General features: G+C 62.2%; 23 protein-coding genes and 1 pseudogene. 1 reads left to right on the top strand and 23 read right to left on the bottom strand.

What is annotated here, in order from left to right; translation table 11 throughout:
* Positions 1-209 precede the first annotated feature (209 nt).
* The 20 genes and pseudogenes from clsB to ACIROY_RS05005 form a co-directional block, all read right to left on the bottom strand.
* Positions 210-1,370 (bottom strand): cardiolipin synthase ClsB, encoded by a 1,161-nt coding sequence (gene clsB / locus ACIROY_RS05100; RefSeq protein WP_402277636.1) that lies wholly within the window; start codon positions 1,368-1,370, stop codon positions 210-212.
* A 73-nt stretch (positions 1,371-1,443) separates the two neighbouring features.
* Positions 1,444-2,238 carry an endonuclease/exonuclease/phosphatase family protein gene (locus tag ACIROY_RS05095; protein WP_402277638.1) on the bottom strand — a complete coding sequence of 265 codons (795 nt, stop codon included), beginning with the start codon at positions 2,236-2,238 and terminating at the stop codon, positions 1,444-1,446.
* A 72-nt stretch (positions 2,239-2,310) separates the two neighbouring features.
* Complete coding sequence (nudB, locus tag ACIROY_RS05090) at positions 2,311-2,799, bottom strand: dihydroneopterin triphosphate diphosphatase (protein WP_402340215.1); 489 nt, start codon at positions 2,797-2,799, stop codon at positions 2,311-2,313.
* Positions 2,800-2,859: 60 nt separating this feature from the next.
* Complete coding sequence (locus ACIROY_RS05085) at positions 2,860-3,768, bottom strand: LysR substrate-binding domain-containing protein (protein ID WP_402340212.1); 909 nt, start codon at positions 3,766-3,768, stop codon at positions 2,860-2,862.
* Between the two features lie 64 nt (positions 3,769-3,832).
* Positions 3,833-5,083, bottom strand: coding sequence for an amidohydrolase family protein (locus tag ACIROY_RS05080; RefSeq protein WP_402340209.1), 1,251 nt, complete (start codon positions 5,081-5,083; stop codon positions 3,833-3,835).
* 40 nt (positions 5,084-5,123) lie between these two features.
* Complete coding sequence (locus ACIROY_RS05075; RefSeq protein WP_402340206.1) at positions 5,124-6,425, bottom strand: MFS transporter; 1,302 nt, start codon at positions 6,423-6,425, stop codon at positions 5,124-5,126.
* 257 nt (positions 6,426-6,682) lie between these two features.
* Entirely contained in the window at positions 6,683-8,488 is a 1,806-nt protein-coding gene (gene aspS, locus ACIROY_RS05070; protein ID WP_402340203.1) for an aspartate--tRNA ligase, read from the bottom strand.
* Positions 8,489-8,617: 129 nt separating this feature from the next.
* Positions 8,618-9,265 carry a DUF502 domain-containing protein gene (locus ACIROY_RS05065; protein WP_402277646.1) on the bottom strand — a complete coding sequence of 216 codons (648 nt, stop codon included), beginning with the start codon at positions 9,263-9,265 and terminating at the stop codon, positions 8,618-8,620.
* Between the two features lie 23 nt (positions 9,266-9,288).
* A complete protein-coding gene (locus tag ACIROY_RS05060) occupies positions 9,289-9,669 on the bottom strand; it encodes an FmdB family zinc ribbon protein (RefSeq protein WP_402277647.1) in 381 nt (126 codons plus the stop codon).
* A 173-nt stretch (positions 9,670-9,842) separates the two neighbouring features.
* The gene (otsA, locus tag ACIROY_RS05055) at positions 9,843-11,219 is read right to left on the bottom strand and encodes an alpha,alpha-trehalose-phosphate synthase (UDP-forming) (protein WP_402277648.1); all 1,377 of its coding nucleotides are present in this window, start codon (positions 11,217-11,219) and stop codon (positions 9,843-9,845) included.
* Positions 11,220-11,310: 91 nt separating this feature from the next.
* Complete coding sequence (locus ACIROY_RS05050) at positions 11,311-13,164, bottom strand: glycoside hydrolase family 15 protein (RefSeq protein ID WP_402277652.1); 1,854 nt, start codon at positions 13,162-13,164, stop codon at positions 11,311-11,313.
* Positions 13,165-13,261: 97 nt separating this feature from the next.
* Positions 13,262-14,029 (bottom strand): trehalose-phosphatase, encoded by a 768-nt coding sequence (otsB, locus tag ACIROY_RS05045; protein ID WP_402277654.1) that lies wholly within the window; start codon positions 14,027-14,029, stop codon positions 13,262-13,264.
* Positions 14,030-14,251: 222 nt separating this feature from the next.
* Positions 14,252-15,703, bottom strand: a complete 1,452-nt coding sequence (locus tag ACIROY_RS05040; RefSeq protein WP_402277655.1) for a sodium:solute symporter family protein — start codon at positions 15,701-15,703, stop codon at positions 14,252-14,254.
* A gap of 208 nt (positions 15,704-15,911) precedes the next feature.
* Entirely contained in the window at positions 15,912-17,069 is a 1,158-nt protein-coding gene (locus tag ACIROY_RS05035) for a zinc-ribbon domain-containing protein (RefSeq protein WP_402277656.1), read from the bottom strand.
* Between the two features lie 11 nt (positions 17,070-17,080).
* Positions 17,081-18,259 carry a hypothetical protein gene (locus ACIROY_RS05030; protein ID WP_402340200.1) on the bottom strand — a complete coding sequence of 393 codons (1,179 nt, stop codon included), beginning with the start codon at positions 18,257-18,259 and terminating at the stop codon, positions 17,081-17,083.
* A gap of 113 nt (positions 18,260-18,372) precedes the next feature.
* Entirely contained in the window at positions 18,373-19,107 is a 735-nt protein-coding gene (locus ACIROY_RS05025) for a hypothetical protein (protein ID WP_402277713.1), read from the bottom strand.
* Positions 19,108-19,383: 276 nt separating this feature from the next.
* Positions 19,384-19,545, bottom strand: a pseudogene (locus ACIROY_RS05020) (zinc-ribbon domain-containing protein); the annotation flags it as partial.
* 226 nt (positions 19,546-19,771) lie between these two features.
* Positions 19,772-20,530, bottom strand: coding sequence for a DNA-3-methyladenine glycosylase (locus ACIROY_RS05015; protein ID WP_402277659.1), 759 nt, complete (start codon positions 20,528-20,530; stop codon positions 19,772-19,774).
* 32 nt (positions 20,531-20,562) lie between these two features.
* Positions 20,563-21,858 (bottom strand): diaminopimelate decarboxylase, encoded by a 1,296-nt coding sequence (gene lysA, locus ACIROY_RS05010; RefSeq protein WP_402277661.1) that lies wholly within the window; start codon positions 21,856-21,858, stop codon positions 20,563-20,565.
* A 21-nt stretch (positions 21,859-21,879) separates the two neighbouring features.
* Complete coding sequence (locus ACIROY_RS05005) at positions 21,880-22,116, bottom strand: lipoprotein (RefSeq protein WP_402277662.1); 237 nt, start codon at positions 22,114-22,116, stop codon at positions 21,880-21,882.
* A 40-nt stretch (positions 22,117-22,156) separates the two neighbouring features.
* Here ACIROY_RS05005 and cyaY point away from each other — a divergent pair, with 40 nt between their 5' ends.
* The gene (cyaY, locus tag ACIROY_RS05000) at positions 22,157-22,492 is read left to right on the top strand and encodes an iron donor protein CyaY (RefSeq protein WP_116436925.1); all 336 of its coding nucleotides are present in this window, start codon (positions 22,157-22,159) and stop codon (positions 22,490-22,492) included.
* Positions 22,493-22,507: 15 nt separating this feature from the next.
* On the opposite strand, the gene glpK is transcribed toward cyaY, so the two are convergent.
* From glpK to ACIROY_RS04985, 3 genes are all read right to left on the bottom strand, one after another.
* Positions 22,508-23,989, bottom strand: coding sequence for a glycerol kinase GlpK (gene glpK / locus ACIROY_RS04995; protein ID WP_402340196.1), 1,482 nt, complete (start codon positions 23,987-23,989; stop codon positions 22,508-22,510).
* Between the two features lie 130 nt (positions 23,990-24,119).
* Positions 24,120-25,847 carry an ABC transporter substrate-binding protein gene (locus ACIROY_RS04990; protein WP_402340193.1) on the bottom strand — a complete coding sequence of 576 codons (1,728 nt, stop codon included), beginning with the start codon at positions 25,845-25,847 and terminating at the stop codon, positions 24,120-24,122.
* Positions 25,848-25,976: 129 nt separating this feature from the next.
* On the bottom strand, positions 25,977-26,258 hold the full coding sequence (locus ACIROY_RS04985) for a DUF2160 domain-containing protein (protein WP_116436927.1): 282 nt from the start codon (positions 26,256-26,258) through the stop codon (positions 25,977-25,979).
* Between the last annotated feature and the right edge of the window lies 1 nt (position 26,259).

The following is a 26,259-nucleotide window of genomic DNA, read 5'->3' as shown; positions in this document are numbered from 1 at the left end:
AGGTTAGAAGACCCGCATCTGTGCCTGCATGATGGCGGTGCTGCATGAACTTTAATTAAATTTATTGATATTGAGAAATTGATTGTCTTTATTGATGGGATAGGCATTCCATTCAGGCCGGCAACATCGCGCATCTGCTCGCATGCGCCTGCAAAAATGAAAGTGCATTATGACCCAGCCTTGTGTAAAGGCAATGACATGCAGGAGCGCTAAGCGTCCTGTCCCAAGGTAATGATGCGGATGATTCCCCGATACATGAGGAAGGCGGTGCCGTACCAGAGGCGCTTGTACCAAGGCGAATGGAGGAAATCCTGCAACTGCACCAACCTGCCCTCGCGCAGGCCGACTTCGATTTCGTTGCGCAGGGTGGCGGCAAAGTCGACGTCGCTGACGACGACGTTGGCCTCCTGGTTCACGAACAGGCTGAGGCCGTCGTAGTTGCTGGAGCCGACCGTGGCCCATTCGTCGTCGATCACCGCGACCTTGGCGTGCAGCTGGGTCTTGGTGTATTCGACGATGCGCACGCCGGCCTTGAGCAGTTTCGGATAGAAGGAATGCGCCACCGCATCCTGCATATAAAACTGTCCCACGCCGAGCAGCAAAGTCACCTTGACGCCGCGCATGGCGGCTTCTTCCAGCGCGCGGCGCAGCTTGCGGCCGGGCGCAAAATAGGGATTGGCGAGGAACGCCGTTTCGCGGGCACGGCCGAGCGCTTGCAGATAAGCGCGCTGGATGGTGCGGCGATTGCGCAGGTTGTCGCGCACCACCAGCCCGGCCAACGCTTGTCCCGGCTCGGTGCCATGTTGGGTATAGCGCGCCATTTTGAATTTATCCCAGCGCGCGCGCAGCTTCATCTTGCCGGTGCGTATCCACTGGTTTTGCATTTCCTCATGGATCGCCTCGACCAGCGGCCCGTTGATCTGCACCGCGAAATCCCAGCGCGGCGCCGGCAATATTTCGTGGCTGGCGTCGTCGATAAAATCGTCATTGATATTGAGCCCGCCGACAAACGCCCATTTGCGATCCACCACGCATAGTTTCCGATGGCTGCGCGCAACGCCGCGCCGGAACCAGGGATTGAAAGAGCGGTGCTGGATGCCGGCGGCGGTCAGCGTCGCCTTGACCTGCTTGCTGTGGACGCGGCCCGTGCCGACCCAGTCGGTGATGACGCTGACGATGACACCGCGCTTGGCCGCGCGCGCCAGGGCCTCGCGCACCAGGATGCCGGTATCGTCAATGCGGAAAATGTAGGTCTCGAGATAGATCTCGACGTGGGCGTCGTCGATGGCGGCGATCAGCGCTGGAAAGAATTCGGCGCCGCTGCGCAGCAGCACCACATTGTTGTCGCCGCTATAGCTGATTACGCGCATGGCAGGCCCGCGCGATGGCGATAGTCAAGAAAGAGAGCTGGCAAGGAAAGGGAGGACGGAAGTTGGACTGCCGTCATTTTAAGCGCAAGGTGCTGACTATGGGGGCGTGATCCGACAGGTTCGCCCACAGGCCGCCGCGCATGACTTCCGCCGATTCGACTTCGAAGCCGCGCAAGTAGATGCGGTCCAGCCGCAACATCGGCATCGACGCCGGAAAGGTGCGCGCCGGCTGGATCGCCGGCCGCATGCCGCCGAGCTTGCGCAGGTAGCTCATGAGGCCGTGCGCGGAGCCATGCTGTTCGAACACTTCGCTCACGCCCAGGCGGATGCGCAGGAATTCGCTGAGCTTGTTGCCCCAGTCATTGAAGTCACCGGCGATGATGATGGGCGCGTCCGGCGGCGACGACGCGCGCACCGCTTCGATCAGCGCCGCGGTCTGGCGACGGCGGCCGCCCGCGAACAGGCCGAGATGGATCACGTAGCAATGCACCGGCACGCCCTCGATCTCGACGACGCAATGCAGGATGCCGCGCGATTCGTAGGCGTGATCGGAGACGTCCTGGTTGCGCGCCGAGGCGATCGCGAAGCGCGACAGCAAGGCGTTGCCGTGATGGCCGTGGTCATACACCGCGTTGACGCCGTAAGCGGCATGGTGCGATTCGCCGGCCAGGTATTCGTGCTGTGCCTGTTGCGGCCACAGCGCCGCGTGGCGCAGGGCGATGCGATCGTGACGACCCTGCACTTCCTGCAGGAACACCAGGTCGGCGTCGAGTTGCGCCAGCGCCTGCTTGAGCGCATGGATGCGCGGGCGCCCACTGAAGGAGGTGACCCCCTTGTGGATGTTGTAAGTGGCTATGCGTAACTTCATACGATCGGCAAAACCTCTTGGTGAATTCAAATAAGACTGCGGTCGTCGACGTTACGAATGCACGTCAACAACCTAAATGTACTGTGGCAACTGCAGGATCGCTTCGGCGTTCGACGGCGAGAAACACAGGTCGGCCGCGGCGCGGTACGGCAACCACTGGTAGCGCGTATGCTCGCGCGGCGCCAGGGTCACCGGAATCCCTTGCGGCACCAGCAAGCCGAACACGTGCTCGAGGTTGCGCGTGACGCCGGGTGCATAACGGTGACGCCAGACCGGGTAGATTTCGTAGTCGTTCGACAACTTCCAGTCGCTGAGATGATCGCACGGAACGCGATTGGCGGCTGTCGGCGAAACACTGATTTCGTCACTAATCACAATCCCGGTTTCCTCCTCGACCTCGCGTTGTGCGGTCAGCACCAGGGGTTCGTCAGGCGCGTCCTTGGAGCCGGTGACCGATTGCCAGTAGCCAGCCTTGTCGGTGCGTTCGATCAGCAGCACGTCCAGCGCTGCGGTGTAGATGACGACCAGGACGGACTCGGGGATTTTAAAGGGACGGTTCATTTCTCTTGAGCATGTGACAAGTTGCCAACGCCCATTGTATCCGCATCGCCCGTCGCACGATCAGTCCGCAACGGCGACGGCGCTCTCCTCGACCAGCCAGTTGCGGAAACTGCGCGCCGCCGCGTGCTCGATGCGGTCGCGCGGCCACACCGCATAATAGCCGCCGCCCAGGCTGGCGCTGGCCTCGCAGGCGCGCACCAGCAAGCCTGCGCGCATGCAGGCGTCGATCATGTGACGCCAGGCCAGCACGATGCCGTGGCCTTCCATCGCCAGTTGCAGCAGGATCGGATATTGATTGGACAGGATCTGATGTTCGATGCGGGCGTCACCGAGGCCGTTCTGCGCCATCCAGTTCTGCCAGGACATCCACTGGCGCTGGCCGTCTTCCTGCATCAGCAGGGTTTCCTGCAACAAGTCGCGTGGCGCCAGTGTGCGCCCGGCAAGATAGGCCGGCGAGCACACCGGGAACACTTCTTCGTCATACAAGCGGCGTGCCGCCAGCCCGGACGGCGGACCGTCGCGCAGGAAGTAGATGGCCATGTCGAAATCGGTTTCCGACAAGGCGGCGAGGCTGTCGTTGACGATCAGGCGCAGATGGCACTCCGGCTGCAGCGCGCGGAACCGCGCCAGCCGCGGCGTCAGCCACAGCACCGCGACACCGGACGAACAGGCCACCGTCAGTTCGCTGTGGCCCTTGCGCTTCATGATGTCTTCGGTGACTTCGGCGCAGCCGACCAGCAGGCGCTGCACCTCTTCGGCGTAGCGTTGCCCGCTGACGGTCAGGCGCAGCGCGCGCGGCTCGCGGATGAACAGCTTCTTGCCGAGGAAACGCTCCAGCTGCGCGATCTGGCGGCTGATGGCGCTTTGCGTCAGATGGAGTTCCGCCGCAGCGCGCGTGAAGCTGCTGTGCCGCATGGCAGCTTCAAACGCGATCAGCGACGGCAGAGGAGGAAGTGGAGAAATACGCATGATGGCAGCCCGTGTTGAACAACTCAGAGCTCCATCATAGAGCGAAAAACATGCCCACCCGGATTCAACGCGTGCTGCAAGTATTGCGATGCACGAAACCACCCTGCATCACCAGCGACAGGTGCTCGCCCTGCCCCGCCAGCAACTGGATGTCATCGAGCGGATTGCCGTCGACCACGATCAGGTCGGCGCGCGCGCCGGCGCGCACAGTGCCGAGTTCGCCGTCGCGCTGCAGGATGGCGGCGGCAATCGAGGTGGCCGAGCGGATCGCTTCCAGGTTGCCGAGGATCTCGGCGCGGATGACGAATTCCTGCGACTGGTCCTGGTGCATCTCGCCCAGCAGGTCGGAGCCGAAGCCCATCTGCACGCCATGCTCGGCGTAAATTTTCAGCGAGTCGCGGCCGGCCTGGCGCACCGATTCGATCTTGGCGACCGAATCGGCCGGCAAGCCGAGGCGTGCCCCATCCCGCGCCAGCGAGTCGTAAGTCACCAGCGTCGGCACCACGAAAGCGCCATATTCGCGCATCACGCGCGCAGCATCGGCATCCACCAGGTTGCCGTGCTCGATGGTGCGCACGCCGCAACGCACGGCGCGTGAAATGGCACGGCCGGTGTAGGCATGCGCCATGACGTAAGTCTGCGCCGCTTCCGCTTCGGCCACGATGGCGCGGATTTCGTCTTCGCTGTACTGCGTGTTGCCGATCGGATCGGTCGGCGAGGCGACACCGCCGGAGGCCATGATCTTGATCTGCGTCGCACCCTTCTGAATTTCTTCGCGGGCAGCCAGCCGCACGGCGTCGACGCCGTCGGCCACACGCGCAATCGCGCCGGCGCGGAAGGCGCAGGAGCATGGCTCCAGCACATCCGAACGCGGGCGGAAGTCTCCATGTCCGCCGGTCTGCGACAAGGCCTTGCCGGACGGGAAGATCCGCGGCCCCGGCACCAGCCCGATGGCGATGGCTTGCGCCAGCCCCCAGTCGGCGCCGCCGGCGTCGCGCACGGTGGTGAAGCCGCGGTTGAGCATGGCTTCGACAATCGGCAACGCGCGGATCGACGTCAGCGAACCGGGTTGCAAGGCGTTCGCACCCAGGTTCGCCAGCGAGGCCAGCACGTGCACGTGACAATCGATCAGGCCGGGCATGACGGTCTTGCCGGTCACGTCGATACGTTGCATATCGGAGGCATTCGGCACATCGATAGGCGTCGCAGAGACGTCGATGATGCGGTCGTCTTCAATCAGGACATCGTGGCGAAGCAGCAGGCTGCCGTGCGCCGGGTCGAGGACGTTGCCGCCCTGCAGGAGAATCTTGGTCATGGAAAAATCGAATCTTGAAAATTGAAAGCAAAAACTGAAACTAAGCGCGTTGCAGATACGCAGGTTCGCGCACGAAGCGGGTGCCAACCAGGCTGATGGCGGCGGCGATCATCACGTAGAACGCCGGCGCCATGGTGCTGCCGGTGGCGGCGATCAGGCCGGTGATGATGAACGAAGCGAAGCCGCCGAAAATCGTCACCGCCAGGTTGTAGGCCACCGACAAACCGGTCGACAGCACCTTGGCCGGGAACAGCTCGGAGAACGCCGCCAGAATCGGACCGGTATAAGTCGCGATCAGGATGCCGAACACCAGCTGGAACACCAGCAGCGAGCCGAGGCCGGGCGCATGGTTGATGTAAGCAAACATCGGATACGCCAGCAGCAGGATCAGCAGCGCGGCGCCCGACAGCAAGCCGCGGCGACCATAGCGATCGGCGATGCGGCCAACCACCGGTGCGAACACCATGATGCACAGACCACCCACCATGCCGGCGATGAAGCCGGTCGATTGCGGCAGCTTGAGCACCTTGATCGAATACGTCGGCATGTAGAACAGCAGCACGTAAGTACAGACCGTCCACAGGATCACCATCGAAAAACTCGCGGTGGTTTCACGCGGATAGTTGCGAATGATTTCCTTGAGCGGTGAATCGGTCTTGTCCTTGGCCTCGAGGAAGGCTGGTGTTTCATCAAGGTGATGGCGGATGTAATAGCCGACCGGGCCGATGATGATGCCCAGCAGGAACGGCAGGCGCCAGCCCCAGCTCGCCAACGCTTCCGGAGTCAGGCTGCTGGTGACGTAGGTGCCGACCGCAGCGCCCAGCAACACGGCCACACCGATGCTGGCCTGGATCCAGCTGGAATAGAAAGCGCGTTCCTTGACCGGTGCATATTCGGTCAGGAAGGCGGTGGCGCTGCCCATTTCGCCGCCGGCCGAGAAGCCTTGCAGCAGGCGCGCCACCACGATGATCAGCGGCGCGAACAGGCCGATCTGTTCATACGTCGGTGCGATGCCGATCAGCGTGGTGCCGGCCGCCATCAGCAGGATGGTCAGCGACAGCGCCGCCTTGCGGCCGACGCGGTCGGCGTAGATGCCGAGCAAAATGCCACCGACCGGGCGCATGAAGAAGCCGACGCCAAAGGTGGCTACCGCCAGCAGCAGCGAGGTCAGTTCGTTACCGGTGGGGAAAAACAATTTGGCGATGATGACGGCGAAAAAACTGTAGACGGTGAAGTCGAACCATTCAAGGCCGTTGCCGATCACGGTGGCGATGATGGCGCGGCGGCGCTGGTCGTTGCTGACGACAACCGGCGGCGCGACGTAGGCGGTGTTGGTTTGCATGGTCTCTCCCCTTGATGGATATGCATCCGATGATAGGACGAGCAAGAAGCAAGCCGGAAATGATATCTGCGCATGTCGCCATGCTTGCAGCGCATGCATGCGGAAAAGATTTATACCGGATGCACGCCGCAACAAGGAATGGCGGAAAACCACGCGCCCATGAAAAAAGGCGCAATGCATTGCTGCACGCGCCTTCTTTCGACTTGCCCGTCCGCGCGGATCAGGCGCGGACGGTATGGCCATGTTGCTTGCTACGCTTACGCCTTGATTGCCGGCTCCGCATTGCGCAGACGGATGTGCAGCTCGCGCAGTTGCTTCTCGTCGACCGCCGACGGTGCTTGCGTCAACAAATCTTGCGCGCGCTGGGTCTTCGGGAAAGCGATGACGTCGCGGATCGACTCGGCGCCGGCCATCATAGTGACCAGACGATCCAGGCCAAAGGCGATGCCGCCGTGCGGAGGCGCGCCGTATTGCAGCGCATCCAGCAGGAAGCCGAACTTCAGGCGTGCTTCGTCGTCGTTGATCTTCAGCGCGCGGAACACCTTGCTCTGCACGTCGGCGCGGTGGATACGGACCGAACCGCCGCCCATTTCCCAACCGTTCAACACCAGGTCATAGGCCTTGGCAATGGCGGCTGCCGGATTGGTCGAGATGAAATCTTCGTGACCATCTTTCGGCGAGGTGAACGGGTGATGCAGGGCGACCCAGCGCTGGTTGTCTTCGTCGTATTCGAACATCGGGAAGTCAACCACCCACAGCGGACGCCAAACGTCGTCGAACAGACCGTTCTTCTTGCCGAAATCGCTGTGACCGATCTTCACGCGCAGCGCGCCGATGGCGTCGTTGACGACCTTGGCCTTGTCGGCGCCGAAGAAAATCAGGTCGCCGTCTTGCGCACCGGTCTTCTCGACGATGGCGGCCAGGGCGGCGTCATGCAGGTTCTTGACGATCGGCGATTGCAGGCCGTCGCGGCCCTTGGCCTTTTCATTGACCTTGATGTAAGCCAGGCCCTTGGCGCCGTAGATGGCGACGAACTGGGTGTAGGCGTCGATTTCCGAACGCGGCATTTCGGCGCCGCCCGGCACGCGCAGGCCGACCACGCGGCCGCCTTCGCTGTTGGCTGCACCGGCGAAGACCTTGAAGTCGACATCCTTCATGACGTCGGTCAGTTCGGTGAATTCCAGCTTGACGCGCATGTCCGGCTTGTCCGAACCGTACATGCCCATCGCGGTGGCGAAGTCCATGACCGGGAACGGATCAGGCAGGTCGATATCGAGCACGTTCTTGAAGACCAGGCGGATCATGCCTTCGAACAGGTCGCGGATTTCCTGTTCGTTCATGAACGAGGTTTCGCAGTCGATCTGGGTGAATTCAGGCTGGCGATCGGCGCGCAGGTCTTCGTCGCGGAAGCACTTGGTGATCTGGTAGTAACGGTCGAAGTTGGCGACCATCAGCAGCTGCTTGAACAGTTGCGGCGATTGCGGCAACGCGAAGAATTCACCGGCGTTCACGCGCGACGGCACCAGGTAGTCGCGTGCGCCTTCCGGGGTCGACTTGGTCAGCATCGGCGTTTCGATGTCGATGAAGCCTTGCGCATCGAGGAACTTGCGCACTTCCATCGCCACCTTGTAACGCAGGCGCAAGTTGTTTTGCATTTGCGGACGGCGCAGGTCCAGAACGCGGTGCGTCAGGCGGGTGGTTTCCGACAGGTTGTCGTCGTCCAGCTGGAACGGCGGCGTGACCGATGGGTTCAGCACTTCCAGTTCGTGCGCCAGCACTTCGATCTTGCCCGACTTCAGGTTGGCGTTACCGGTGCCGTCAGGACGGTTGCGCACGATGCCGGTGATGCGCAGGCAGAATTCATTGCGCACGGCTTCGGCGTTCTTGAACACGTCGACGCGATCAGGATCGCAGACGACTTGCACCAGGCCTTCGCGGTCGCGCAGGTCGATGAAGATCACGCCGCCGTGGTCGCGACGACGATGCACCCAGCCGCACAGGCTGACGGTTTGGCCGAGCAGTGCCTCAGTGGTGAGGCCGCAGTATTGAGTTCGCATGGACATATTCAGGTTCCGTTATTCCGTTTTCAGTTTCGTTTGATTCAGTTTTTTGCTTCTTGTGTTCGGTGCTGCTGGCAGGGCGAAGGCGGGGCAGAACAGCGCGGTCGATCTTGAAGAGCGCTGAACGCCCCCTCAATTATGATTGGCCGCGTCGGCGGCGATGTCGGTGATAATCTTCTTGTCGGCCTGCATTTCCGGCGCCACCACGCCCATCGAGACGATGTACTTGAGCGCTTCGTCCACGCTCATGTCCAGCTCGATGGTGTCGGCACGCGGCACCATCAGGAAAAATCCCGAGGTCGGATTCGGCGTGGTCGGCACGTACAGGCTGACGTAGTCGGCGCCTTGCAGGTGGTTCTTCACTTCGCCGCCCGGGATGCCGGTCAGGAACGCGATGGTCCACGAGCCCTGGCGCGGATACTGCACCAGCACCGCCTTGCGGAAGGCGTTGCCGGACGACGAGAACAGCGTGTCGGACACTTGCTTGACGCTGGAGTAGATCGACTTGACCACCGGGATACGGGTCAGCAAGCCTTCCCACAGCGACACCACCTGGCGACCGATGAAATTGCGCGTGGCCAGGCCGGTGAGGAAGATGATCAGCAGCGTGAGGATGGTGCCCAGGCCGGGAATGCGGAAGCCGACCAGCGCTTCCGGCCGCCAGCTGACAGGCAGCAGCAGCAGCGACTGATCCATGGTGCCGATGATCAGGTTGAGCACCCACAGCGTGATTGCCAGGGGGACCAGAATCAGCAGGCCGGTGATGAAGTATTTGCGCATGGGATGGATTTTCGCGGTGGCGCTCAGGAAGCGCTTGGGGTGCTGGGTGGCTTGGGAGCACTCGGGGCTGCGGCAGCTGGTGCCGCCGCCGGGGCGGCAGGAGCCGATGCAGCAGGAGCAGCAGAAGCAGCAGAAGCGGCACCGGCGTCGCCGGACGCCGGCGCTTCGGTCGCAGGCAGCGCCGTGCCGGTGGCGCCTGAGCTGTTGGCGACGCTTCCGCTATTGCCGCGGAAATCGGTCACATACCAGCCCGAGCCCTTGAGCTGGAATCCGGCGGCGGTCAGTTGTTTGCGGAAGCTGTCCTTGCCGCAGGACGGACAGACGGTCAACGCGTCGTCAGACATCTTCTGCAGCACATCTTTGGCAAAACCACACGCTTCGCAGCGATACGCGTAAATCGGCATGAATTACTCCAGCAAAAATCGTCCAAAACCCTGAATTATAAAGGTTTTTCAGCCGTTTTTACGAGTCCGCTGCGTGCGGGCGGTGCAACGCAGACCTCACAAGCCCGCGGCGGACTGCCGGGGAGCAACAAAACCGCTCGATTATTTGCCGTATTCGCTACAAAGAAGAATTTTCAACGGGATTGTTCCAATGTGTCGAGGAAACTGTTGCACCACCAGTGCACGTCGTACTTGCGTATCGTCGCCAGCAAGGCGGCGTGACGTTGCTTGCGTTCTTCCAGCGGCATCTGCAAGGCGTGCTGGATGGCCTCGGCGGTGCCATGCGTGTCATAGGGGTTGACCAGCAAGGCTTCCTTCATCTGCTCGGCGGCGCCGGCGAAACGCGACAGCACCAGCACACCGGGATCCTCCTCGTCCTGCGCCGCGACGAATTCCTTGGCCACCAGGTTCATGCCGTCGCGTAGCGGTGTCACCAGCGCCACCGCGCAGGCGCGATACAAACCCGGCAAGCGTTTGCGCGCGACTGTGCGATGCATGTAGCGGATCGGCATCCATTCGAAGTCGCCATAGTCGCCGTTGATCGCGCCGCACAGGCTTTCCAGCTCGCGCTGGATGTCGGCGTAGGCATCAACGTCTTCACGGCTCGGCGAGGCCACCTGCAACAGCGTGGCGCTGTGGCGGTTTTCCGGATAGTGCTGCAACAGCTCGCGGAAGGCGCGGATGCGATGTGGCAAGCCCTTGGAGTAATCGAGCCGGTCGACGCCGATCAGCAGGCGTCGCCGCGAATATTCCTTGCGCGTGTTCTCGAAGGTCTCGCGCGCCTCCCGTGCCCGGCCGAGGCGCTGGAAATCGTCGACGTCAATGCCGATCGGGAAGGCCTTGGCCTGCACCGTGCTGTTGAAGGCACGGAACTGGCTCGCACCCACAGTCTCGGCGGTGGCCTCCGCTTTGACGTAGTTCGAAAAATGCTGCAGATCCGCTTCCGTCTGAAAGCCCACCAGGTCATAGGCAAACAAGGCGCGCATCAGCCATTCATGCGAAGGAATCGCCGCCAGGATTTGCGGGGGCGGCAGCGGGATGTGCAGGAAGAAACCGATGCGGTTGCCGCAGCCCATGGCGCGCAATTCGGCGGCCAGCGGAATCAGGTGGTAGTCGTGGATCCAGATCAGGTCGTCCGGCTTGAGCAGCGGCATCAGCTTGCGCGCGAACAGTTGGTTGACGCGGCGATAGCCGCCCAGATGCCCCGATTCGAAATGCGCCAGGTCGAGGCGATAATGGAACACCGGCCACAGCACGCCGTTGGCGTAGCCGCGATAGTAAGCGTCATGGTCTTCGGCGCACAGATCGAGCTCGGCCAGCGTCACCGGCCCGGCCTGATTGACGTGCAGTGCACCCTCGCCGGGAGTGCCGTCTTCGACGACCTTGCCGCTCCAGCCGAACCACAGGCCGCCGGTGCGTTTGAGGGTTTCGCCCAGCGCCACCGCCAGTCCCCCGGCCGCCGGCTTGCGCGGATCTGCGAGACGATTGGAAACTACGACGAGGCGGGACATGGTGAAACTCCTTTGTTGTTGTGTAAGTGAAAATTGCAGTTCTGATGTTGCTGATGTTGCTGATGTTGCTGAGCGTGGCTGAAGCGAGCGTTTAAATGACGCTCTCCCATGATGCGGACAGTCGCATCGCGCAGTTGATGATCCCGACCATCGAATAGGTCTGCGGGAAGTTTCCCCACATCTGGCCGGTGACCGGATGCGTGTCTTCCGACAGCAGGCCGACGTGGTTGCGCGCCGCCAGCATGGCTTCGAAAATCTCGCGCGCCTGCTCCTTGCGGCCGATGCGCGCGAGCGCGTCGATGCGCCAGAAGGTGCAGATGTTGAAGGCGGTTTCGGGCCGGCCGAAATCGTCCGGCGCTTCGTAGCGACGCATGTAGGGGCCGTCGCACAGGTATTTTTCCAGCGCGTCGACGGTGGCGATGAAGCGCTTGTCGGTCGGCGCGATCAGGCCGACTTCGACCATCAGCAAGACGCTGGCGTCGAGGTCGCGGCCGCCGAAACTTTCGGCGTAGGTCTGGCGCTCCTCGTTCCAGGCTTCGGTCAGGATGCGCTTGCCGATCATCTCGGCGCGCTCGTGCCAGTAGCGTGCGCGCTCATCGAGTTCAAGCCGCGAGGCGATCTTGCCGAGGCGGTCGCAGGCGGCCCAGCTCATCAGCGCCGACGAGGTATGGATGCGCGAACGCGTGCGCAGCTCCCACATGCCGGCATCAGGGCGGTCGTACATTTCAAAGGCGCGTTCGCCCACTGCTTCCAGATGCTTGAACTGCTCGGCGCCGGCGCGATGATGCAAGCGCGCATCGTGGAAAGCCTGCGCCGCGCCGAGGATGATGTTGCCGTAGACATCGTGCTGGAAATGCTCGTAAGCCTGGTTGCCGACGCGCACCGGTGCGTGATGGCGATAGCCCGGCAGGTGGTCGAGGATCTGCTCCGGCAGCGCCTCTTCGAGGCCGATGCCGTACAGCGGCTGGACGTGGCCGCCGGCCGATCGCACCACCACGTTGGTGAGCCAACGCAGGTAGTCTTCCATGGTGCCGAGTTCGGAAATGCTGTTCAACGCGCGTACCACGAAGAAGGCGTCGCGCAGCCAGCAGTAGCGATAGTCCCAGTTGCGCGCGCTGCCCGGCGCTTCCGGCACGCTGGTGGTCATGGCGGCGATGATGGCGCCGGTGTCTTCGTAGACCGACATCTTGAGCGTGATGGCGGCGCGGATCACGGCGGCCTGCCACTCCAGCGGCGTGGCCAGACTGCGGCTCCAGTTGCGCCAGTAGGTGACGGTTTCCTGTTCGAAGCTGCGTGCGGTGTCGCCGATGCCGCCGGTCAGCGTTTCGTCGGGACCGAGCAGGAAGTTGAAGGGCCGGCTGATCACGAAGGCAGTCTCGTCGAGCAGGTAGCTGATCGGCGCATCGGTGTTCAGGCGCAGCGTCATCTCGGAGCCGACGTAGCGCACGTGATTGCTGCCGCGCGTGATCTCGGGCACTTCGCGGCCCCAGTCGAAACGCGGTCGCAACAGCACGCGCAAGCGCGGCGCGCCATGAAGCGGCAACACGCGGCGCACCAGCGTCTGCGGCCGGAAGAAGCGGCCGCGACTCGGGAAGCGCGGTGCGAAGTCGGTGATCTCAACACCCTGTCCAAGCGTGTCGTAAAGGCGCGTTTTCAGCACCGCTGTGTTCGGTTCGTACCACTGCTCGCTGTGCGAAAAATTCTCAAGCTCGAAACTCCAGAGGCTGCCGCTCTCGCCCGGATCAAGCAAGGCGTTGAATACCGGATCGCCGTCGAAGCGCGGCAGGCAACACCACACCACGCGGCCGAGCTTGTCGATCAGCGCGCTGTAGGAACAGTTGCCGATCACGCCGAGATCGAGGGAAGAAGTGGAAGGCCGGTCGCCGTCGTTGCTGACGCCGGTGGAGGTGTCGTTGCTGGGGGTATCGATGGATGACGTGCTCATGCTGCCTTTCCTCTCTTTACTTTTTTTGTTGTCGCCGGAGCGGTGAACTTGCCTGCTGCTTTACGTAAGGACGTCCGTCTGAAAAATTCCGCTGATGTCAGATGCGCGGTGCGACCCGCAGCGCCTGCTCCAGCCATTGATGCAAGGCCGCCGGATTGTCCAGGCGCATCTGCGCCCGGCTCTCGCCTTCGCCGATCTTGACGCCGAGTCCGCCGCCCAGGGTCTGCACCCAGTTGAAACCGGCTTCATCGGTGACGTCGTCGCCGACGAACACCGGCCGGCGTCCGGCAAATGGCGCTTCGCGCATGAACGAGGCGATGGCGTCGCCCTTGTCGGCCAGCGCCGCCTTGGCTTCGACCACCATCTTGCCGCGCAGGACGTTGAAGCCCGGTGCATGCGAATTCGCGTTCGAATCCGCTTTGGAGACCGCGTAATTCATCGCTTCGATACAGGCCTGTTCCAGATGCGGCGCCTTGCGGTAATGCAGCGCCAGCGCGCCGCGCTTGGGCTCCAGCAGCAAGCCGGGATGACGTGCGACGAACGGCGCGAGCCGCTCCATCAGTTCATCGGTGGAGGGCGCGGCAAGTTGCACCAGCCGCCCGGAGGCATCGCGGCGTTCAAGGCCGTGCACGCCGGCGGCAGGCAAGCGCAGCGGCGCCAGGTAATGGTCGAGCTGCGCCACCGGACGGCCGCTGACAACCGCCAGCGCGCCGTTCGCGCGTGTTTGCAGCTGCTGCAGCATCTCGATCAGGTCCGGCGCGGGTACAACACTTTCAGGCTCAGGAGCCAGATTCACCAAGGTGCCGTCGAAGTCGAGAAACAGTGCATCAGCAGAAAAATCGTATTCATGAGTTTGCAGAGACATGCTCAATGAGGTCGATTTAATACTGATTAGTTCCAATTGGTTTTTCGACAACAACTTTCCGCGGGCACAAGAAAACGGCCAAATTCAGCAAGGAAGAAATGCGAGGTGAACGGTCGTGATGACCATTGCAAAACAGGAGGGCAAGACAACCAGGAAGGAACTGCGTCGCCTGCGCGATTCGCAGAAAATGCGAATCGCGCAGGGAAGAAAATCAGGAAGAGATCAGTCGGCGCTCAATGCGCCCGCAGCCGGCGCCTGCGGAATCGGCGCCACCAGTTGCGGCAGCAGCGAACCGAACACCATGCCGCCCACGCTCATCAGCAGGCCGGCCAGCTGCGGCGGCCACAGACCTTCCGGCGCGACGTATTCGAGCGTGATCCAGGTCGTCAGGCCAAGGATCATGGCAGCCAGCGCACCCTGACGGGTGGCGCGCTTCCAGTACACGCCGAAGGCCAGCGGCACGAAGGCGGCGACCAGTGTCACCTTGTAGGCGTTTTCGACCATCTGGTAAATGCTCGACTGGCTGTTCAAGGCCAGCGAGGTCACCGCGACGGTGAACAACAGCACTACCACGCGCATCGAGAACAGGAACTCCTTGTCGCTCTTCCACGGACGGATTTCCTTGATGACGTTTTCGGTGAAGGTCACCGACGGCGCCAGCAGCGTCGCGCTGGCGCAGCTCTTGATCGCCGACAGCAGCGCGCCGAAGAACATCACCTGGGCGAACACCGGCATTTTTTCCATGATCAGCGTCGGCAGCACCAGTTGCGAATCGGTCTCCAGCAAGCGCGCCACCATGGCCGGATCGATCAGCGTGGCCGAGTACGCCAGGAAGATCGGGATGAACACAAAACCGAAATAGATCACGCCGCCGAGGATGGAGGCGTTGCGCGCGATCTTCTCGCTCTTGGACGACATCACGCGCTGGAACACGTCCTGCTGCGGGATCGAGCCCAGCATCATGGTGATCCACGCGGCAAAGAACCACATCACCTCCCTGAGCGAGGGCGAGGGCCAGAAATTGAATTTGCCGGCATCGGCCGCATGCTGGATCACCACGCCGGGGCCGCCCACCATGCCGGACACTTCCCAGCCGATGTACAGCATGCCGACCACCACGATGATCATTTGCAGGAAGTCGGTGATCGCCACCGCCCACATGCCGCCCATCAGCGTATAGACCAGCACGCTGGCGGCGCCGATGATCATGCCCGCCTGCATCGTGATGTAGCCGCCCGAGACGACGTTGAAGACCAGGCCGAGCGCCTTGATCTGCGCCGCCACCCAGCCGAGATAAGAGATCACGATGCAGATCGTCACCAGCATCTCAGCGGCGCGGCCAAAACGTTTTTTGTAGTAGTCGCCGATGGTCAGCAGGTTCATGCGATACAGCGGCCGGGCGAAGAACACGCCCACCAGGATCAGGCACAGCGACGAACCGAAGGGATCGGCCACGATGCCGCCCAGACCTTCCTTGAGGAAAGTCGATGACACGCCCAGCACCGCCTCCGAGCCGAACCAGGTGGCGAACACCGTCGCCGTCACCACCGACATCGGCAAGGCCCGGCCGGCAATCGCAAAGTCCTTGCCGCTCTTGACGAACTTGGTTGCGTAAAGACCGATACCGACTGAAATCACCCAATAAAGTATGACGAACCAGATCAGGGCATTCATGCATGTTCCTTACGCAAAGGGGGCTGGAAAAGGCTTAAAAAGCGAGCGGGCTAAAGTGCGAAAACGCGCATTATAGCCGCATACACGCCGTAAAAGCGCGGCTGGAAGCCACGCGGAGGCACCTCCCGGCCTGATGCAAATTCCGCGCCTGTTTTCTCAATGATCCCCAGCGCCCAGCCCGGCGCCGCCCTCATGCGTCACCCATGCATCACTTGACGCGCAGCAACCTGACCTTGATGAGCCCCATGTCGATGATCGCCGTATCTTGTCCCTGCATCGTGACAACCAGCCCCTGCGCCAGGCCGCTGCCCTGCTCCGGCCATATTTTGACGGTGTCTCCGTCGGTTTCGAAACGCGCCTTGACGGCGCTTCCGCCTTCAATCATCTGATCGTTGGTGAACTCGAAGTTGAGCAAACCGCTTTGCTCACGCCATTTGCCGACCAGCGGATGGCCGCCGAACGAGAACCAGCGTTTGATTTTGGTCAAGAAACCGTCACCGGACGCCACCGCTGCGTCCCTGCCGGCGCGCGCGTTGTCGCGGCCGAACAGGTTGAACGGACTTTCGGATCCTGCCCGCCTCAGCAATGCCGCATCCTGAACGACCTTCCATTTCCCATCGACCAGCGTCACCGGCATGTTCAGCTGGATGCTGGTCTTGCCGGTCTTCTGCAGGATGTTGTCGCGCTGCGGCGATTGCTTCAGCCAAGGCGCTTCCCCGCTGATCTCCAGCTGCGCGCGGGCCAGAGCCAGACTCTGTTCACCGTTTTTTTGCACCTGGTCGAATCCCGACACGGTCGTCACACGCACGTCGTCGCCAAGACAGAGGCGATTGTTCCTGATCCATGGCTTGCCCGCTTCGGTCAAGGCGTAGACATATTGCGTCTGCGTCAGAAATCCGGAATTGCTGCGCACCACTTGCGCCGGCGCGTAGACGCCGCTCTGTGCCAGCGCGTCCATCCAGTTGCGAGTGAACGCATCATATTCGGCGACACGGATCGCATCGCCCTGATAGCGCATGTTGGCGACACAGAGCAGCTTGTCGCGCGCGTCGGCATTGTCGGCCAGATAGCGTTCCATCGCCCGCTTGAAACTGGCTTCCGAAGGACTTTCCGGCGCCAGCCAGACGGCCAGGCCGCCGCCCGCGATGAGCAGCGTAGCGGCGATGCCGGCGACGATTGCCAGCTTGCGCTTGCTGATGCCGACGCCGGGCGCAGCAGCGCTTGCGTTGACCGCTGCGCCGGCTTCCTGCGCGACGAACACAGGAGAAGCGGCGGACACCGTCTGCTTGAGAGGCGTGCCGCACTCTTCGCAAAAACGCGCAGCGTCCACATTGGAAACGCCGCATTGCGTACAAAAGCGTGCCATGTCGTTTCCTCTTATTTCAGTTTGTTTCCGCAATTGCCGCAGAAGACGTCATCGGGGGCAATGCTTGCGTGGCAGGCCGGGCAAGCCGGTGCTACTGCTGCCGGAGCAGCTACATCGGCGACTGCGCCGGCGACGATCACAGAAGCGGGCGCGGCAAACTCCGTTGCTGACTTCTGCTTTTGCTGGGCAGCGAGATCGCGGGCGCGTTCACGCGCTTCTTCGGCTTTCTTGCGCACCGTGTCCAGCTTGCTGTTGAGCTGTTCTTCCGCCTTGGAGAAATCCAGGTCGCGCGTGCTGTTGAGATAAACCAGGCAAATGCCCTTGGTCCAGATCAGGCTGGGAATCAGCGCACCGACCGCGAATAGCAAGCCGCCGCCGATCATGCCGGCCACCACGTGGCCGTTGCTGCTGCCCATGCCGCCGAAGCCGAAGCCCGAGGCCAGCCCCAGCAAGCCGCCGCTGCTGCCGAAACCGATGATGCCCAGCGACATGCTCGACGTGATCGCCGATCCCGAAATGATCACCATGGAAATGATGAACGCGACAAAGCCGGTGATGAGCAACAGGATGAACTCCGACAACAACACCATGATCAGCTGCTTGCGCACGACCGTGTTGAGTTGGGCGATGACCTGGAAAACGCTGCTGCCGTTCCAGACTGCAGGCGCCGCCAGCGGCAGCATCACGAAGTACAGCGCGAACACCAGTGTGCCCAGCACCACCGCAGAGATCGGGAAAACAAACGTGTAGAGAAACGGCCCCAGCACCGGAATCTTGCAGATCGCCAAAGCGATCGCCACGACGATGACCACCGCCAGCACGATCAGCAACTGCAGGAAAATGACGCCCAGCAGCCGATGGCTGGTGTACAGCGACAGCAGGACGGCATCCACGATACCGTGGCTGTCGGGATGACCCTGGGCGTCGTTCATCAGCAGGATGCCGACGGCGTTACTGCCATAGAACAGCACCACGATGCTCAGCAGGGTCGCGAGGAAAAACAGAAAGTAGATGCCGGTCACGCTGGCCAGATAAGAAAGCAGCCCGCCGGTCAGAACAACCGCCAGAAAGGTCAGTCCGAGCAGGCTGAGCGCGCGAAAATTCTTGAACGCAGTCGCTGCCTGAAGCAGTGAATCGAATGTGGACTTCAGCGGCGCGGATGCCGGTGCGGCAGTGGTCGTGTCGGTCATGCAATTTCCCCTTGGTTATTTGATTCGATGCGCAACGGGAAGCCTGGTCGAACCGACTTTCCGATGACTTGCAGAGAGAATGTCCGGCCGATGGCCGGACTTCCGGGTGACGCTCAGTTGCGGTCGTAGGACGGGCAGCCGTCTTTGCCCCATTTGCCGTTGCAGACTTCCCACATGCATTTTTCGCGCACGAAGAAAGACTGGCGCTGGCATTCGGCGACCCGTTCTGCGGTCGGCGATGCACCTGGCGTAAATACCTTGGTCGGACCAGGTGCGGCATTGGCCGCCTGCGCTGCATTGGCGCGCGCCTGCGCTTGCGCTTCGGCCAGACGGGCACTGCGTTGATCCCGTTCAGCCTGCAACGCCTCCGCCTTTTTCTTGCGCGCTTCTTCTGCGGCAAGTTTTTTGGCTTGCAACTGCGCCTTCTGGGCGGCAAGTTCTTCAGGCGAAGGCTGCTTGATTTCCGGTGTCGCAGCGATGGCAGCTGGGGTCGCTACCGCTGCGGCGACGGGTACTTGGGGTTCTGCGGCCGGAGCTGCAGACGGGGCTGCAGCCAGTTCCGTAGCCGGTTTGGTTTCCACTGCGACGACCGGCTCCACGGGGGCGATGGCAGCTGGTGTAGCTGCGGCCGCTACCGCTGCGGAACTGGCAGTACCGGCAGTGCCGACATGGGAATACCACCACACACCGCCCGCTGCAATCGCAATCGCCATAACGCCGATCGCGGCGATCAACGGCCGGCGCGAGCCGGGCTTGGCGCTGCGGATCGGATCAGGCGTTGTTGCTGCGGTAGTGGGCGCCTGCTCGTGCGGCGCGGCGATCGATGCTGGAGGCGTTGGCGTTGACAACGGAGCCGGCGTGAACTCAGGCTTCGGGGCAGGTGACGGCACAGGCTCAGGAGTCGCTTTGGAAGCAGGTTCAATCAACGGTTCAGAGCGGACTTCGGGAGCCGCGATCACTTGCACGGGTTCAGGTGCGGCAGGAAGCGGGGACGATTCCGGCAATGCATCCGGCAAAGATTCAGGTAGCGGCGCCGAAGCAATTGCCGGCGGGGGCGACGCCACGGGAGGCACGGCAGCTGCGACAGCAACTTTGGCGGCATGCATCTGTGTGCCGCACTTGGCGCAAAACTTGGCAGACGGTTTGTTGGCGTGCAGGCAGGTCGGGCAAGCGATGGTATCGACCGGCGGTGGCGGTGGTGCGGAAGATGCGGCGAACGAGGTCCCGCAAGACAGACAGAATTTCGCCGAATCCCTGTTTTCGGCGCCACAGTGCAGACACTGCATATTGCTTTCCCCTTGTTTTTATTGATGACGGCAATGATGTGATGTGAAGCTATTCTTCTTGCCGCCGCCATTCTGACGTATCGTTTCTCAAAAGAAAACAAAAACCACCCTTCTTGCGCCAAGAATACGCAGCAGGATGTAAAACAGCCGATGGCTGTCACGCTGCCGTAATAAAACCTGGCTGAAGCTCGATCGTCACGCCAACAGTTCGGCGGGGGTATCCGCGTCAGGAAGAGCGTGGGTCGCTGGTGACAGGAATGACGCCACGGGGGAATTCCTGCACGGCCGCCGGCTTGCCGTCGCGATCAACCCAGCGATAGTCCGCCGGCGCACTCTGCCCCTTGCGCAGAGGATTGCGCGTGCAATGGCGGGCGTAAGCAGGATCGACGAAACGGTAAGGGAGGTGCTCGTCGCGCCCGGCCGGGATGCCCAGCCGCGTGGTTTCGATCAGCGTCTGCGGCGCTTCGCCGACATCGTCGACAAAAAATTCAGCAGGATCAAACGCGCCGGCGTCCCAGTCGGGCACGCGCAAGGCCAGCGATTTGCACAACAGGGTCTGGCCGGCACAGAGCCGGCTCAGGGGACGCGCGCCGCCCTGCGCGTCGGGATTTTCCGCCTGCATCACCGCCAGCGCGGCGGGACCGGCGATCGGGTCGATCCAGGGATAGGCCGATTTGATCAAGACAGCATTGCCCGGACCGGCGGCGCTGACATTGAGCGAATCGCCGCCGCGCGCGTAGTACATGTAGATGGTGCCGCCCTCCATGAACAGGGCGCGGCGTTTGTGGGTGTAACCCAGCGAGGCATGGCTGCCGCGCTCGTCCAGACAATAGGCTTCGGTCTCGATGATGCGGGCGGACAGCCACTGGTTTTTCCAGCGGCGCCGCAAGACCTTGCCGATCAGGGCGCGCGCCAGGGCGGGACTATCCTGGTCGAAGAACGCCGCATCCAGCATGGTGAACCGGGCCGCGTCAGTCGTAGTCATGCGACCCATGCGCTTGCCCGGCGATGCCGCTATCAGCCAGCGATGGATTCCAGCGCGAACAGGTCGGCCGGGTTTTCACGCTTGCGGATCAGGTGCACCTGGTCGCCATCGACCAATACTTCGGCGGCGCGGCCGCGCGTGTTGTAATTGGAGGCCATGGTCATGCCGTAGGCGCCGGCCGACATCAGCGCCAGCAAGTCGCCGGGCGCGATCGCCAGTTCGCGGTTGCGCGCCAGCCAATCGCCGGATTCGCACACCGGACCGACGACATCATAGGTCTTGGCGGCGTCCTGGCGCTGTTGCACCACTTGCACGCCGTGCCAGGCTTCGTACAGGGCCGGACGCATCAGGTCGTTCATGGCGGCGTCGACCACGGCGAAATTCTTGCTCTCGCCGTGCTTCAGGTATTGCACTTCGGTCACCAGCACGCCGGCGTTGCCGACGATGGAACGGCCCGGTTCGAACATGACCTTGATTGCGCGACCGGCGTATTTTTCCTTGCGCCAGGCGTCGACGCGGGCGAACAGACGGCCCAGGTAGTCGCCGACCGGGACCGGTTGTTCGTCGTCGTAAGTAATGCCGATGCCGCCGCCGATGTCGAGGTGGTGGATGGCGATGCCTTCGGATTCGAGCTGGTCGATCAGTTCGATCACCTTGTCGAGCGCTTCCAGCAGCGGCGCGTCGTCGAGCAATTGCGAACCGATGTGGCAGTCGATGCCGACCACTTCAATGTTCGGCAGTGCAGCGGCGTCGCGATAGCAGGCCAGCGCGTCTTCGTAGGCGACGCCGAACTTGTTTTCCTTGAGGCCGGTGGAGATGTACGGATGGGTCTTGGCGTCGACATTCGGATTGACGCGCAGCGAAATGCGCGCGCGCTTGCCGGCTTCGCCCGCGACTTCGTTGAGACGATGCACTTCGGGAATCGATTCGACGTTGAAGCACAGGATGTCGTGTTGCAACGCCAGGCGCATTTCGTCGCGGCCCTTGCCCACGCCCGAGAAGATCACCTTGCGCGGATCACCGCCGGCGGCAATCACGCGCAGCAGCTCGCCGCCCGAGACGATGTCGAAGCCGGAACCAAGCTTGCCCAGCACGTTGAGGACGGCAAGGTTGGAGTTGGACTTGACCGAATAGCAGACCAGCGCGCCGCCATTATCCGCATTTTCAGTGCGGCCGGCTTTCTTGCAGGCGTCGGCGTAAGCGGAATAATTGGCGGTCAGCGCTGCCTTGGAATAGACGTACAGCGGCGAGCCGAACTGCTTGACCAGCGCGTTCAGAGGCAGATTTTCGGCATGCAGCACGCCGTCGCGGTAAGAAAAATGGGACATGAGATAAGGTACGGCGAGAAATTATTTGGAACTGCTGGAGGGTGCTGCGGCCGGTGCAGGCAAGGAAATCGCCGGCACGCCGGCATCATCGGGCACGGCCGGTTTGCTCATGTTGTCGGCGGGCGCAGTGCGCACGCGCTCCGCCGGCGGTTTGCCGATGTAGAGCGGGCCCTTCTGGCCGCAACCTGCCAACAGCAGGGCAAACATGGCGGCGCCGAGCAGCGGACGGACGGGAGAAAAATGAAATGGAGACTTCACGATAGAATCACGGGTTTACATCAATGTCTCGGAGTGTAGCATGACAGAATCAGAATTCCTGGCCCTCGCGGATTCCGCGCTGAACGCGATCGAAGCCGCGCTGGAGCAGGCTACCGACGACACCGACCTCGACGTCGAATGCAGCCGCAGCGGCAATGTCCTTGAAATCGAATGCATCGATAACGGCTCCAAAATCATCGTCAACAGCCAGGCGCCGATGCAGGAGTTGTGGCTTGCCTCCAAATCGGGTGGCTATCACTTCAAATACGACGGCAAACAATGGCTGAGCGCACGCGACGGCAACGAGCTGTACGCCACGCTGTCGGCATCGGTCACCGAACAGGCCGGCGTGGCCGTGACACTGAGCGCGCCCTGATCAGACGCAACAGCGTCAACCCGCACTCACCTGTTTGATGGCGCGCTCCCAGGTCTGGATTTTGGTCAGCGCTTCGTCGCGACTCATGGTCGGCAGGAAGGTGCGTTCCATGCGCCAATGCTGCGACAACTCCGCCATGTCGCGATAGACACCGGTGGCCAGGCCTGCCAGGCTGGCGGCGCCCAGCGCGGTGGTCTCCGTGACTTGCGGACGGATCACCGGAATGCCGAGCAAGTCGGCCTGGAATTGCAGCAGCAGATTATTGGCCGAGGCGCCGCCGTCAACGCGCAGTTCAGTGATCGGCGACACTGCGTCGCGCACCATCGCCGTCAGCAAGGCGGTGCTCTGGAAGGCAATCGATTCCAGCGCGGCACGCGCAATGTGCGCCACCGTGCTGCCTCGGCTGAGGCCGACGATCGCACCCTTGGCCGAAGGGTTCCAATACGGCGCGCCGAGGCCGGTAAACGACGGCACGAATACCACCCCGCCGGAGTCCGGCGCCGAGGCCGCCAGTTCTTCCACATCCGTTGAATTCTTGATCGCCTTGAGGCCGTCGCGCAGCCACTGCACCACCGCGCCGCCGATGAAGACGCTGCCTTCCAGCGCGTATTGCTTGCGCTCGCCGACCTGGCACGCCGCAGTGCTGATCAGGCCGTTACGCGACTGCGCGCACTGGTCGCCGGTATGCAGCAGCATGAAGCAGCCGGTGCCGTAGGTATTCTTGGCCATGCCCGGCTGGAAGCAGGCCTGGCCGAACAAGGCCGACTGCTGGTCGCCGGCGATGCCGCCGATCATCACCGTCGCACCCAGGTGCCCGGCGTCGGTGCGGCCGTACAGATGTGACGAGGGATGCACTTCCGGCAGCATCGAACGCGGCACGTCCAGCCATTCCAATAGTTCGTCGTCCCAACTGCCGGTATGGATGTTCCACAGCATCGTGCGCGAGGCGTTGGACACGTCGGTCACGTGCAGGCGCCCGGCCGTCAGGTTCCAGATCAGCCAGGCGTCGACGGTGCCGAACGCCAGCTCGCCGCGCCGTGCGCGCTCGCGCAGGCCGGGCACGGTATCGAGTATCCAGTGCAGCTTGGTGCCGGAGAAATAGGGATCGAGCACCAGTCCGGTCTTGGCCTGGATGGGATCGGTCAGGCCGCGCTCGCGCAGTTCGGCGCAGATGGCTTCGGTGCGGCGGTCTTGCCAGACAATGGCGTTGTGCACCGGCTTGCCGGTGGCGCGGTCCCACACGACGGTGGTCTCGCGCTGGTTGGTGATGCCCAGCCCGGCCAGGTCGGCGGCCTTGATGCCGGCCTGCGCCAGCACCTGGCGGCAAGTCTGCAGCTGGCTGCTCCAGAGATCCATGGGATCGTGTTCAACCCAGCCGGGCTGCGGAAAGATCTGACGAAACTCTTGCTGCGCGGTGGCGACGATGGCGCCGGTCTCGTCGAAGATGATGCTGCGTGAGCTGGAGGTGCCCTGGTCGAGGGCGAGCAGATATGCCATGACATTTGCCTTACAAAATACGTCGCTGTGAAGATCACAGCGTAACAACGATTGCGCCGTGCTGGAAGAAAAAACGTCATCCCGGCAGTTGCCGGAATGACGTTCAGGATTGCGAGACCTTCAAATCATCCTAACGGACTTTTCCATCTTTCCATGCTTGCAGCAGTTTGTCGTAAGGGATGGTTTCACCCTTCGGCTTTTCGTTGGCCAGCTTGGTCCATGGCGCGCCCTTGTCGGACATCCAGCTCGCAGGATCCTTCTTGTCGTTGAGCTTGGGCGCGCAGTTCTTCATGCCGGCACGCTGCAGGCGCGCCATGATGCCGTCCATTTCTTCGGCCAGGTTGTCCATCGCGCCTTGCGGTGTCTTTTCGCCGGAAATGGCGGTGGAGATATTCTTCCACCACAGTTGCGCCATCTTCGGATAGTCGGGCACGTTGTTGCCGGTCGGCGTCCATGCCACGCGCGCCGGGCTGCGATAGAACTCGATCAGGCCGCCGTACTTGGCCGCGTTCTTGGTGAAGTACTCGGAACGGATGTCGGAATCGCGGATGAAGGTCAGGCCGACGATCGACTTCTTCAGCGACACGGTCTTGGAGGTCACGAACTGGCCGTACAGCCAGGCGGCGGCCATCTGGTCAGGCGGCGTGCTCTTGAGGAAGGTCCAGGAACCGACGTCCTGATAACCGTTCTGCATGCCTTCCTTCCAGTACGGGCCGTGCGGTCCCGGCGCCATGCGCCACTTCGGCGAGCCGTCGGTGTTGACCACCGGCAGACCCTGCTTGGTCATGCCGGCGGTAAAGGCGCTGTACCAGAACACCTGCTGCGCGATATGGCCTTGGGCGGGAACCGGACCGGCTTCGGAGAAGGTCATGCCGAGCGCTTCCGGCGGTGCGTATTTCTTCATCCAGTCGAGGTACTTGGTCAGCGCATAGACCGCCGCCGGCGAGTTGGTGGCGCCGCCGCGCGACATTGACGCGCCTACCGGCGTGCACTTGTCGGCCGCCACGCGGATGCCCCACTCGTCGACCGGCAAGCCGTTCGGCAGACCCTTGTCGGCGGCGCCGGCCATCGACAGCCAGGCATCGGTGAAGCGCCAGCCCAGCGACGGATCCTTCTTGCCATAGTCCATGTGTCCGAAGATCTTCTTGCCGTCCAGTTCCTTGACGTCGTTGGTGAAGAAGGCGGCGATGTCTTCGTAGGCCGACCAGTTTTGCGGCACGCCCAGCTCATAGCCGTACTTGGCCTTGAACTTGTCCTGCAGATCCTTGCGTGCGAACCAGTCGGCGCGGAACCAGTACAGGTTGGCGAACTGCTGGTCGGGCAGCTGGTACAGCTTGCCGTCCGGCGCGGTCGTGAAGCTGGTGCCGATGAAGTCCTTCAGGTCGAGACCGGGATTGGTGTATTCCTTGCCGGGGCCGGCCATGTAGTCGGACAGCACCACGGTCTGGCCGTTGCGGTAATGGGTGCCGATCAGGTCGGAGTCATTGACCCAGCCGTCATAGATCGACTTGCCCGATTGCAGCGAAGTCTGCATCTTTTCGACCACGTCGCCTTCTTGGATCACGTCGTGCTTGACCTTGATGCCGGTGATTTCCTCGAAGGCCTTGGCCAGGGTTTTCGATTCATAGGCGTGGGTGTCGAGGGTTTCCGACACCACGTGGATTTCCTTGACGCCCTTGGCTTTCAGTTTGGCGGCGGCATCGATGAACCATTGCATTTCGCTCAGCTGTTGCTGGCGCGACAGCGTGCTCGGCTTGAATTCGCTGTCGATCCACTTCTCGGCCGACTTGGTGTCGGCCCAGACATTGCCTGCCACTGCAATCGCAGCGGCCAGCACGGTAAGTTTGAATTTTTGCATCACGTCTCCTCGTCACCTTCCCAAAGATGGTCGCGCCGGAGAGGGAAGGACATTCCCCGAACGCGTCATTTCATTCCAGGTTTTTTTATTCTGAGCAAACCGGAAATTGAATCCTGGCCATGCGCAAAATCAGCCCTTGCGCATGACGATAAACAAGGCCGCAAAACCGAGCACAGCGGCATACCACTGATCCAGGTCGGTCACCGCGACCCACGCCAGATTGATGTAGGCGGCGCTCAGCAAGCCGATGAACAAACGGTCGCCGCGGGTCGTGCGCAACGGCAAGAAGCCCTTGCGCTCCACCGTCGGAGAACGGATTTCCCAGATCGTCATGCCCACCAGCATGAGCGCGATGCAGATGAAAAAGACGGCGATCGGCGGCGTCCACGACATCCATGAAAAAGCAGCCATC

Origin of the sequence: Herbaspirillum sp. NPDC101396 (assembly GCF_044767365.1) — a bacterium.
In the GTDB taxonomy this organism is placed as follows: domain Bacteria; phylum Pseudomonadota; class Gammaproteobacteria; order Burkholderiales; family Burkholderiaceae_D; genus Herbaspirillum.
The sequence above is the reverse complement of the archived record's forward strand: the minus strand, read 5'-3'. Positions and strand labels throughout refer to the sequence as shown.